This window comes from Desulfuromonas soudanensis (genome assembly GCF_001278055.1).
GTDB lineage: Bacteria > Desulfobacterota > Desulfuromonadia > Desulfuromonadales > WTL > Deferrimonas > Deferrimonas soudanensis.
In genome coordinates, this window is record NZ_CP010802.1 from 1337906 (window position 1) to 1349033 (window position 11128).

At 63.9% G+C, this 11128-nt stretch carries 11 protein-coding genes; 10 read left to right on the plus strand and 1 reads right to left on the minus strand.

Features of this window, described 5'->3' with window-relative positions; all coding sequences use genetic code 11:
• Positions 1-133: 133 nt before the first annotated feature.
• The 5 genes from DSOUD_RS05925 (at position 134) to coaBC (ending at position 6005) form a co-directional block, all read left to right on the plus strand.
• Positions 134-1297, plus strand: coding sequence for a hybrid sensor histidine kinase/response regulator (locus tag DSOUD_RS05925; RefSeq protein WP_053550139.1), 1164 nt, complete (start codon positions 134-136; stop codon positions 1295-1297).
• Between the two features lie 78 nt (positions 1298-1375).
• The gene (locus tag DSOUD_RS05930) at positions 1376-2965 is read left to right on the plus strand and encodes an NAD(P)/FAD-dependent oxidoreductase (RefSeq protein ID WP_053550140.1); all 1590 of its coding nucleotides are present in this window, start codon (positions 1376-1378) and stop codon (positions 2963-2965) included.
• Positions 2966-4126, plus strand: a complete 1161-nt coding sequence (locus tag DSOUD_RS05935; RefSeq protein ID WP_053550141.1) for a 3'-5' exoribonuclease YhaM family protein — start codon at positions 2966-2968, stop codon at positions 4124-4126.
• Positions 4116-4733, plus strand: a complete 618-nt coding sequence (locus tag DSOUD_RS05940; RefSeq protein ID WP_053550142.1) for an MBL fold metallo-hydrolase — start codon at positions 4116-4118, stop codon at positions 4731-4733. The genes DSOUD_RS05935 and DSOUD_RS05940 overlap by 11 nt, the downstream gene beginning before the upstream one ends.
• Positions 4734-4814: 81 nt before the next feature.
• A complete protein-coding gene (coaBC, locus tag DSOUD_RS05945; protein ID WP_053550143.1) occupies positions 4815-6005 on the plus strand; it encodes a bifunctional phosphopantothenoylcysteine decarboxylase/phosphopantothenate--cysteine ligase CoaBC in 1191 nt (396 codons plus the stop codon).
• 14 nt (positions 6006-6019) lie between these two features.
• On the opposite strand, the gene DSOUD_RS05950 is transcribed toward coaBC, so the two are convergent.
• Positions 6020-6931 carry a zinc dependent phospholipase C family protein gene (locus DSOUD_RS05950; protein WP_053550144.1) on the minus strand — a complete coding sequence of 304 codons (912 nt, stop codon included), beginning with the start codon at positions 6929-6931 and terminating at the stop codon, positions 6020-6022.
• 60 nt (positions 6932-6991) lie between these two features.
• Here DSOUD_RS05950 and DSOUD_RS05955 point away from each other — a divergent pair, with 60 nt between their 5' ends.
• The 5 genes from DSOUD_RS05955 to fabG all read left to right on the plus strand — a co-directional run bounded on the left by DSOUD_RS05955 (position 6992) and on the right by fabG (position 11112).
• Entirely contained in the window at positions 6992-7729 is a 738-nt protein-coding gene (locus tag DSOUD_RS05955) for a uracil-DNA glycosylase (protein WP_053550145.1), read from the plus strand.
• Positions 7726-8493: an ABC transporter ATP-binding protein gene (locus DSOUD_RS05960; RefSeq protein ID WP_053550146.1), complete on the plus strand. Its 768-nt coding sequence runs from the start codon at positions 7726-7728 to the stop codon at positions 8491-8493. Before DSOUD_RS05955 ends, DSOUD_RS05960 begins: the two co-directional genes overlap by 4 nt.
• Positions 8471-9265, plus strand: coding sequence for an ABC transporter permease (locus DSOUD_RS05965; protein ID WP_053550147.1), 795 nt, complete (start codon positions 8471-8473; stop codon positions 9263-9265). Before DSOUD_RS05960 ends, DSOUD_RS05965 begins: the two co-directional genes overlap by 23 nt.
• A gap of 447 nt (positions 9266-9712) precedes the next feature.
• A complete protein-coding gene (locus DSOUD_RS05970; RefSeq protein WP_053550148.1) occupies positions 9713-10303 on the plus strand; it encodes a hypothetical protein in 591 nt (196 codons plus the stop codon).
• An 80-nt stretch (positions 10304-10383) separates the two neighbouring features.
• Positions 10384-11112 (plus strand): 3-oxoacyl-ACP reductase FabG, encoded by a 729-nt coding sequence (gene fabG / locus DSOUD_RS05975; RefSeq protein ID WP_053550149.1) that lies wholly within the window; start codon positions 10384-10386, stop codon positions 11110-11112.
• Positions 11113-11128 lie beyond the last annotated feature (16 nt).

The window sequence follows — 11128 nt, forward strand, 5'->3', positions numbered from 1 at the left end:
GGAAAAGGCAGCGTAAATGCTGCCTTTTCTTTTTTTTAAGCCGGGACGGCCGGGTCATTTCTCCTTGTCAAACATTCGGGGGGAGGTTATGCTACGATGCGTTTTGTAACCGATTTCAAGGGGCCGAAGAGTCATGGTTGAGCGGATACTGGTGGTGGATGACGAGAAAATCATTCTCGAACTCACCTCGATGATTTTGAAGAGCAAGGGGTATGAGGTCTTTGCCGCCGACAACGCCCTCGACGGTCTCGAGGTGATCGAGAGGGAGCATCCGGCGGTGGTCCTTCTCGACTACATGATGCCGGTCATGGACGGGATGACGGCCCTGCGGGCCATCCGGGCGCGTTTCCCCGAAACCTACGTCATCATGTTCACCGGTAAGGGGAGCGAGGAAATTGCCGTCGAGTTGATGAAGGCCGGGGCCTCGGACTACATCCTCAAGCCCTTCAACAATCATGACCTGGTGGAGCGCATCGAGAATGTATTGCACATCCGCCGCATTGAAATCCACAACAAGGAGCTGCGCCATGAACGGGAGCGCCTGCTGAGGGAGATCGAGGAGTGGAATCTCGAGCTGGAGCGGCGGGTTCAGGAGAAATCCGCCGAACTGGAACGGGCCCACGCCGAGATCGTGCAGGCCGAAAAGCTGGCCAGCCTCGGGCATCTTTCCGCCGGCATGGCCCACGAGATCCGCAACCCCCTCAATTCCATCGGCCTCTTTGCCCAGATCCTCCTCCCCGGCGTCGGGGACGATCCGGAAAAGACCGCCTATGTGGAGAAGATCCTCAAGGAGATCGACCGCATCGACGGCATTCTCGTCAAGCTGCTGGCCACCAGCAGTCGCCCGCGTTTCGCCCTGCAGCCGGTCTCCGTCCCTGCCCTCATCGATCAGGTGCTGGAGAGCTTCAGCACCCAGTTGGCCGCCCAGAAGGTCCACCTTGAGAAGGTCTTCGAGTCCCAGCCGCCGGCGATCATGGCCGATCCGACGGAAATCGAGCAGATTTTCACCAACCTCATCATCAATTCCCTCTATGAAATGCAGCACGGCGGGCGTCTTTCCCTCTCCCTCTCCCACGACGAGACCAGCCTGCGGGTGACGATTTCCGACACCGGCGGCGGCATCCCCGAGGGGAATCTCTCCAAGATCTTCGACCCCTTCTTTACCACCAAAGCCAAGGGGACAGGGTTCGGTCTCTCCGTCGTGCTGCGGATCATCAAAACCTACGGCGGCCGGATCACCGTCGACAGCGTCGAGGGGGAAGGGACCACCTTCCACCTCCGCCTGCCCCTGAATTGAAGATGACATCTGCCATGCTAACGATCCGACTCCCGGCCCGGCGGCGCTCCGGCGCCCTCTGCCGGCAGGGACGCTGAGATGGCGTTGTGGCTCCGTGAAATCACCCTGTCCCTCGCCGAAGACGAGGGGGCCCTCGCCGGGAAGGTCGCCAGCGAACTGGGGATCGAAACCGACGCTCTCGGCGAGGTGCGCATCGTCCGCAGGGGGATCGATGCCCGCAAGAAGCCGCGGGTGTTGCGGGTCTACACCGTCGAGTTTTCCGTCGCCGACGAAGAGGGACTGCTGGTTCGGCACCGGGAGAACCGGCGTCTGGAGCGGGCCCCCCAGGCGGCCGTCCCCGTCGTCGCCCCCCTGGGGCGGGCCCACCGAACCCTCGTCGTCGGAATGGGTCCGGCCGGGCTCTTTGCCGCCCTGCACCTGGCCCGCTACGGCGTGGCGGTGACCCTGGTGGAGCAGGGGCGCCCCCTGGAATCCCGGGTCAGGGACGTGGAACGTTTCTGGTCGGGCGGAGAGCTCGATCCCCTGAGCAACGTTCAGTTCGGCGAGGGGGGGGCGGGGACCTTCTCCGACGGCAAACTCACCACCCGCGTCAATCACCCCTGGACCCGGTCGGTGCTGCAGACCCTGGTCGACTTCGGCGCTCCGCCGGAAATCCTCCAGCAGGCCAAACCCCATGTCGGCACCGACCGTCTGCGTCTGGTCCTGGTCAACTTTCGCAAGGCCCTCCTGGCCCTCGGCGTCGTGGTCCGGTTCGAGACGAAGCTGACGGGGCTCGGTCTCCACGCCGGGCGCCTGGCCGCAGCGATCCTCGACGACCGGGACGAATTCCCCTGCGACACCCTGGTCCTGGCGCCGGGGCACAGCGCCCGTCCGACCTACCGCATGCTCCATGCCTGCGGCGTCGCCCTGGAGTCCAAGCCCTTTGCCGTCGGCCTGCGGGTGGAGCATCCGCTGGAGCTGATCAACGGCATTCAGTACGGGCACCCCCGTCATCCCCGGCTGCCGGCGGCCGAATACGCCCTGGCCTGGAACGATCCGGATTCGGGGCGCGGCGTCTATTCCTTCTGCATGTGCCCCGGCGGCGAGGTGGTCCTCTCCTCCTCGGAACCGGGAGGGGTGGTGGTCAACGGCATGAGTCCTCTGCACCGGGACGGGACCCGTTCCAACAGCGCCCTGGTGGTGGCGGTGCGCCGGGACGATTTTTCCGACAGCGACCCTCTGGCCGGCGTCCGCTTCCAGCGCCGCTGGGAAGAGGTCGCCTTTGCCGCCGGCGGCGGGGACTACCATGCCCCGGCGCAGAATCTCCTCGCCTTTCTCGGCCGCGGCAAGGGCCCCCTCGTTTCGACCTGTCGGCCGGGGGTGCGGGAGGCCGACCTGGCGGCGGTGCTTCCCCCCTTTGTCGGCGAGGGGCTGCGCCGCGCCCTTCCCCAGTTCGAAAAGAAGATGCGCGGCTTTATCACAGGGGAGGCGACGCTGGTGGGAGTCGAAACCCGCACCTCGGCGCCGCTGCGCATACTGCGCGGCGAAAACGGCCAGTCCCTTTCCCATCCCGGGCTTTATCCGACCGGCGAAGGGGCCGGTTATGCCGGAGGGATCATGAGCGCCGCCCTCGACGGCCTGAAACAGGCCGAGAGAATTGCAGACCAAATCAAACATCGGGAGTCTTAGTTGAAAAAATTATTCGTTGAACAGATCCGGGAACGGGACTTTGTCGACAGCACCTTTCTCGTTCGGGACAAGATCATGGCCATGGCCAAGAACGGCAAGCCCTACATGACCCTCAAGCTGGTCGACAGCAGCGGCGAGGTGGAGGGGCGCGTCTGGGACCGGGTCGATGAATACAGCCGCCTCTTTGAAAAGGACGATTTTCTCCGGGTGCAGGGGAAGGCCAGCGTCTACATGGGGAAGATGCAGCTGGTGATCCAGGACCTGTCGCGCCAGGAGGACAGCGAGGTCGATCTCGGCGATTTCCTCCCCGTTTGCCGCCGCAGCGCCGCCGACATGGAAGCCCAATTGCGGCAGAAGGCGGCGAGCCTGACCGACCCCCACCTCAAATCTCTGCTGCAGGCCTTTGTCGACGACGACGCCTTTCTCGCCCAGTACCGCATGGCCCCTGCGGCCAAGGCGATGCACCATGTCTACATCGGCGGGCTCCTCGAACACTCCCTGGCGGTGGCGGAGCTGGCCGATGACATCGCCGCCCGCTACCCCGGGATCGATCGCGACCTGCTCGTTTGCGGCGCCCTTCTCCACGACATCGGCAAGGTGGGGGAGCTGCGCTATCAGCGCTCCTTCGATTACTCGGACGAAGGGAAGCTCATCGGCCACATCGTCATGGGGGTCGAGATGGTGGAGGAGAAGGTCCGCACCCTCCCCGACTTTCCCCGCCCTCTGGCGATCCTGGTCAAGCATCTCCTCCTCTCCCACCACGGCCAGTATGAGTACGGGTCCCCCAAACGCCCCAAGACCCTGGAGGCGGTGATCCTCAACTTCGTCGACGATCTCGATTCCAAGATCAACGGCGTACGCACCCACATCGAGAAGGAGCCCGACAGCACCAGCTCCTGGACGAGCTACCATCGCCTCTATGACCGCTACTTTTTCAAGCCCTCCCTCCCGTCCGCCGCGGCGCCCGGGCCGGAACCGGGTCCGGAACCGGCGCGCCCGGCCTCCGCGCCCCCGGCCCCTTCCTCGCCGGCTAAAAAAGAGGTGCGTCCGGACGGGCGGGGCCGCCCCTTCGGTTTTTCCCTCGGCGAGCAGATGAAGGGGCTCAACCTCGACCTCTTTACCGCCGAGGACGAGAACAAGGAGTCGGGCGATGCTCATTGAAACCCTGGCCGTCGGTCCCCTGCAGGTCAACTGCTGCATCGTCGGATGTCCCGAAACCAGGGACGCCTTGGTCGTCGATCCCGGGGACGAGGGGCGGCGGATTCTCGACACCCTGGCGAAGCTGGGGCTGACCCTGAAGACCGTCGTCAATACCCACGGCCACTTCGACCACATCGGCGGCAACAGCCTCCTGGTGGAGGAGACCGGCGCCGAGCTCCTCATCCATGAAGCCGATCTCCCCCTGCTGCGCCGGGCCCGGGAGGCTGCGGCGATGTACGGTCTGGAGACGGTCCCGTCGCCGGAGCCGAGCCGCTTCCTCCAGGAGGATGAGATCCTGACCGTCGGCACCCTGCACTTTCGGGTCATCCATGTTCCGGGACATTCCCCCGGAGGCATCTGCCTCTACGGTCATGGTCATCTCTTCGCCGGCGACGTCCTCTTTTTCGATTCCGTCGGCCGCACCGACCTTCCCGGGGGGGATCATGACCTGCTGATCGGCGGCATTCGGCAGAAACTCCTGACTCTGCCGGAGGGCACCCTGGTCCACACCGGTCACGGTCCCGACACCACCATCGGCCGGGAAAAAAAGGCGAACCCTTTTCTTTAAGGCGCGGTCGCCGGCGCTCCGCCGAAGGCGGCGCTCTTCGGGGGGTAATTTCGTCAGTAAATTTTCGGGGGAGGGGTTGCGATGCTCAAGGACAAAAGAATCGTTCTCGGCGTGACCGGCGGTATCGCCGCCTACAAGGCGGTGGAGCTGCTGCGGCTCTTCGTCAAGGCCGGAGCCCGGGTGCAGGTCATCATGACGGACGCCGCGCAGGAATTCGTCACGCCCCTGACCTTTCAGACCCTGTCGGGGAACCCGGTGCACACCGGGCTCTTCAACCTGCTGCAGGAGATGGAGATCGGCCACATCTCCCTCGCCGACCGCGCCGATCTCCTGGTGATCGCCCCGGCGACGGCCAACGTCATCGGCAAGGTCTCCTGCGGGATCGCCGACGATCTGCTCACCACCACCATCATGGCGACCAGGGCGCCTGTTCTCTTCGCACCGGCGATGAACGTCAATATGTGGGAGAATCCCCTCTACCGCCAGAACGAGGAAAAGCTCAAGGGACTCGGCTACCACTTCCTCGAGCCGGCCAGCGGATTTCTCGCCTGCGGCTGGGAAGGGCAGGGGAAGCTCCCCGAGCCCGGGGCGATTTTCCAGGAGTGCCTCCGGCTGCTGACCCCCCAGGATCTGATCGGGGAGACGGTGCTGGTGACCGCCGGACCGACCCGCGAGGAGCTCGACCCGGTCCGCTACCTGAGCAACCGCTCCTCGGGAAAGATGGGGTACGCCATCGCCCGCGCCGCCGTCAACCGCGGTGCGAAGGTCATCCTCGTCTCCGGTCCGACGGCGCTGACACCCCCCTGCGGCGTCGAATTCCTCGGGGCGACCAGCGCCGCGCAGATGCGCGAGGCGGTTCTCGGGAAAGCCGGGGAGGCGACGGTGATCGTCAAGGCGGCGGCAGTGGCCGACTACCGTCCGGCGACCCGGGCCGCGCAGAAGATCAAAAAGGAGGGGAGCAGGGAGATGACGCTGGTCCTCGAGAAAAATCCCGACATTCTCGCCGAGCTCGGGGAGATCAAGGGCGCGCGCTACCTGGTCGGTTTCGCCGCTGAAACGGCGGACCTGCTGGCCAACGCCGGCAAGAAACTCAAATCCAAGAATCTCGACCTCATCGTCGCCAACGACGTCACCGAGGAGGGGGCAGGCTTCGACGTCGACACCAACATCGTGCGCTTCCTCTTTGCCGACGGGACGGTGCAGGAACTCCCGCGGATGAGCAAGGAGGAGGTCGCCGGGCGCCTTCTCGACGTGATCGCCGCCCGCCGCTAGTTTTTTAAGGGGGATCAGAATTCGGAGAGGAGCTCGAGGAGGCGGTCCGGGTCGGTAATTCCCGCCAGGAAACGGGGCCGGAGTTCGGCAAGGAGCCTGTCGGCCTCCGCGGCGGGGAGTTTGCCGTCGAGCCAGAGGTAGTTGAGGTTTTTGCGGATCACCTTGGCGGCATTGAAGGCCCGTTCGCCGGTCGGATCGGCCTTCCAGTAGGGGCTCTCCTCCATCAGACCGAGGACGCTCAGCGCGGCCTCCCGGGCCAGGCCGAGGTATTCGGCGAGGTTTTCTTCGGGGAGGGTCCACTTCGAGCCGGTGTTCATGGAGCGGGTCATCTTCTGCCACTGCTGCAGTCGGCTGAGGAGCAGGAGGGAGTTGAAGAGACGCTTGTTGGTGGCGAAGGAAAATAGGGTGTTGGAGAGGACGCGGCGCATCAGGGCGTCGTTGGCGCTGAAATTCTGTCGGGCGATAGTCCTGGCCAGGGGCCAGATCTCCGGAGCGACACTGGCCTCGGCACGGACCTCCCAGTAGGCGTGCTTGAGGAGAACGGTGTTGAAGGTGCGGATCATCTTGAAGGGGACGAAGTAGGAGTGGGCCACGGTGTCGGCGGCCAGGTGGGCCAGATATCCGTAGGCGCAGGCCTTCTCGGCATCGCTTCCGGCGTCGTCGAGGATTTTTTTTCCCATGCGCCAGGAGTGGCAGTGTTGCAGGTAGTGGGTGAATTTCTTCCCGAGGGTGATGTCGGCGCTGATGCAGCCGTAGAGAAAGTCCTGGGGACAGGCCCCCAGCAACCCCTGCAGCGCCGCGGGGAGTGTCGCAAGGTTGGCCAGGACGTGGGAGCCGATCTGCAGATGGACCCCAACCCCCCAGGCAAAGGCCTGGTCGGGTGTCAGGGCAAGGAGCAGCGTCAGGAAAATGGTGAGAAGAGCCATGGGCCTCGGTTTCGTTTCTGGTAGAAGGATAATGCACGGACAGGGGGATGTAAAGGGATTATGCCTGAGAGTCTGAACAGGGAATTGCTCGAGGTCTCCGCCCAGGTGCGCGGTCTGCTGCAGGATCTCCAGAACCTCGGTTTTGACGAGGTTCCGCTGGCCCCGCCCACCGCCGGACTCCCCCGCTGCGGCACGGCAGGCCGGGCCGACGGCGGGGAGCCCGGCGTCTCCTGCCGCCCCGAGTCCCTGGAGGAGATTCGGGCCGACCTCGAAAATTCCCCCTGCTGCGATCTCTGTCGAGAGCGCGGCAATCTGGTCTTCGGCGTCGGCGATCCCCATGCCCGGCTGGTGCTGATCGGCGAGGCCCCGGGACGGGAGGAGGACGAGACGGGGGAGCCCTTTGTCGGCGAGGCCGGACGCCTCCTCGATCGCATCCTCTCTGCCATGGGGCTGAGCCGGGAGGAGGTCTATCTCTGCAACGTCCTCAAATGCCGGCCGCCGGGGAACCGCGATCCCCGACCCGAGGAGGTGGCGGCCTGCCGCCCCTTCCTCGAGCGGCAGTTGGCGGCCATCGCCCCCGAAGTGATCGTCACCCTCGGCAAATGCGCCGCCCAGGCCCTCCTCCAGGAGACGACGGCCGTCGGGGAGTTGCGCGGGCACTGGCATGAGTACCGGTCGATCCCCGTCATGCCGACCTACCATCCCGCCTACCTCCTGCGCAACCCGGCGAGCAAAAGGGAGGTGTGGGAGGATATGAAAGGGGTGATGAAGCGCCTGCGCGGAGGGGGGAGCCGATGAACGGGGAGACCCTTCTCGTCCTCGAGGGGCTCCATAAAAAACGGCGGAGCCTGGAGATTCTCAGGGGAATCGATCTTGCCGTCGCCAGGGGGGAAATCCTGGCGATCGTCGGTCCTTCGGGAGGTGGGAAAAGCACCCTGGTGCGCCTCCTCAACCGCCTGGCCGATCCCGATGCCGGGCGGATCCTACTGGGCGGGGACGACATATCGACTCTTGATCCCCTGGTGCTGCGGCGCCGTGTCGCCCTGATGCTGCAGAATCCGACCATGTTCGAGGGGACGGTGCGGGACAACCTGCTCCTTCCGGCGTCCTACCGCAAGGATTCTCCGCCGGAGGAGGCGGAGCTCGTCCGCGTTCTCGGAATCTGCCGTCTTCCGGCCGAGTCCCTCGACCGGGATGCCCGGGCCCTCTCGGGAGGGGAGCAGCAGCGGGTCAACCTGGCCCGCGCTCTCGTCTCCCGTCCGGAGATCCTTCTCCTCGACGAGCCGACCAGCGCCCTCGACCGCCCCACCGCCGACCATCTCGCCGATACCTTCCGGGACATCTGCCGCTCCGGGGAACTGACCGTTCTTCTGGTGACGCACGATCTGCGCCTCGCCGGTCGGGTGGCCGACCGTATCGCCTATATGGAAGGGGGGCGGATCCTCGAAGCAGGGCCGGCCCGGACGCTGCTGGACGCTCCGCAGAGCGATGCGTTGAAACGTTTTCTCGGACAACCGGCTGGGGAGAGGAGCGGGGGAAATGGCGGTCAAGGCGATTATTGATCTGAGCTACGCCGATCTCGCCGTCGTCTACGGCGCCATCCTGCTGGTGATCGCCCTGGCCCGCTGGAAGGGGATCGGCCAGGAGAAGGAGATGCTGGTGGCTTCGCTGCGCATGGTCGTGCAGCTGCTGGCCGTCGGCTATCTGCTGCACCTGGTTTTTGCGCTGTCCACACCGGCCCCGGTCCTGCTGATCCTGCTGGTGATGGGGGCCTTTGCCGTGCAGGGGGTGGCGGCGCGGGTGCGCCTCAAGATGCCCCGTTTCCACCGGGTCGTGGGACTCTCCATCCTCTTCGGCTGCGGCGGAGCCACCTTCTTCTTCTGTACCGTAATCATCGGTCTCGACCCCTGGTACGATCCGCGCTACCTCATCCCTCTGGCGGGGATGATCATCGGCAATTCCATGACCGGGGCGAGCCTTGCCGCCGAGCGCCTGGCTTCCGAAATGAAGGAGAGGCGGGGGGAGATCGAAACGGCCCTCTCCCTCGGCGCCACCTCCCGTCTTGCCGCCCGCGAGGCGGTTCGCAGCGCCTTCCGGGCGGCCTTGATCCCCTCCATCAATTCCATGGCCGCCATGGGGATCGTCTTTCTCCCCGGGATGATGACCGGCCAGATCCTCTCCGGCACCGAGCCGGTGGTCGCCGTTAAATACCAGATCGCCATCATGTGCGTCATCACCGTCAGTGTCGCGGTCACCTCCCTGTTGATCCTTGTTCAGGGGTACCGGGCCTACTTCACCGCAGCCCACCAGTTGCGGGACTGGGAAGGGACCTGACAGATCAGGCCGTATTTCCTCTCCGGCAGGGACTCGACCTGTCGTGCAACTGTCGGGATTTGGCCTCTAATTTGCTTAAATTTAGTTGAATCGTTCTTCAATTTCGGTTAGTTTGGCGCACACGGATCTCCCCTTCCGCCGCCGAGTATTAATTTCCGGAGAGGAAGGAGGCGCAAGCCGCGCGATCCATTCGACCGGACCGCTGTCAAAAGGTGTACTCCGCCCCTTTTTCCCCCCTGGTATTTTTCCTCCCAACGCCATTAAAATGGTGCTGACGCCAGGGCCCTTCGACCCGGAGTTCCTTTTCTGTCCCCCTGGTCCTCCGGCAGGTGGAAAAGTTTTCCGGTCCTTGACCGTTTCTATTGCAATTATCCTTGGTTCGGGTTTTTGAGAGCCCTCATATGGGGTCCTTATCGTCCAACAATCAGCGCTGGGAGGGTCATGGGAATGAAAAACAGGATTGTTGAAAACCGTCGATTCATGGTTCTGCTGGTTTTGCTCGGTCTTTTCCTGGCCCCGGCGCCGTCGATTGTCGCCGCCGAGACCCTTTTTACCCGGTACAACATTCACCTTCAGGATCAGCTCGATCGCAGGGGAAATCACGTCTATCAGGCCAGTTACGCCAATTACACCGATCCCGGCGCCGGGCACATGATCATCCCGGCGGGCTCTCCGGTGGTGATAGAGAAAAAATCCCGCAAGGGTTTCTCCTTTTTGAGCCAGAACGAGGGGATCCGGGTCGATTTCGAGTTTCATCAGCCGCGTATGGGTATGGATGTGGATCAATACATCGGGCTGATCACCTCCACCCAACCCCCTTCTCTGCAGAACTTTTCTTCTCTCGACCGGAAGGGGATCAAGGAGGGGAAGGCTCTGGTCGGAATGACCCGGGACGGCGTGATGACGGCCCTCGGCTATCCCGCCGCCCACCGGACCCCTTCCCTGGAAAATACGACCTGGGTCTACTGGACGAACCGGTTCCGCACCCTGGCCGTTGACTTCGATGACAAGGGGAAGGTCCGGGACGTCAGAAACTAAAGTCAAAGTCACTTTTTTTTAGGCTCCCCGGAGACAGAACTTTTGTCTTCGGGGAGACCTCACTGCGGGATGGGAAACGGATGGAAAAACGCAGAATTGCCCTGGTCACCGGGGGGAGCAAGGGGATCGGCGCCGCCATCGCCGTCGATTTGGCCCGCAACGGTTTCGACATCTGGCTCAATTTTCGCAGCGACACCGAAGGTGCCCGTCGGGTCGCCGCGGAGATCGAAGGGGTCGGCGGCCAATGTCTTCTTCTCCCCTTCGACGTCGCCGACGAAGGGGCAACCTGCCAGGCCCTGGAGCCGCTCCTGGAGAAGGATGTCCCCTTCGCCCTGGTCAACAACGCCGGATTCGCCCGCGACGGCCTTCTGGTCTGGATGAAGGAAAATGAGTGGAAGGATGTGCTCTCCGTTCATCTCGACGGTTTTTTCCATGTGAGCAAGCTGGTCGTCGGCAAGATGCTCCAGAAGCGCGCCGGGAGGGTCGTCAACATCGTCTCGACCTCCGGGGAGAGCGGCGTCCCCGGGCAGGTGAACTACAGCGCGGCCAAGGCGGGGCTCATCGGGGCGACCCGCTCCCTGGCCGCCGAGGTCGCCCGGCGCAATATCCTCGTCAACGCCGTTTCTCCCGGCTTCATCGAGACGGAGATGATCCGGGATCTTCCCCTGGATAAGATCCTGCCGATGATTCCTCTGCGGCGGGTGGGGAAACCCCAGGAAGTGGCGGATATGGTCAGCTTTCTCTGCTCCGAGAAGTCGACCTATATCACAGGACAGGTTTTTTCCGTCAACGGCGGCGCCTACATGTAGGCATGATCGGGATTTT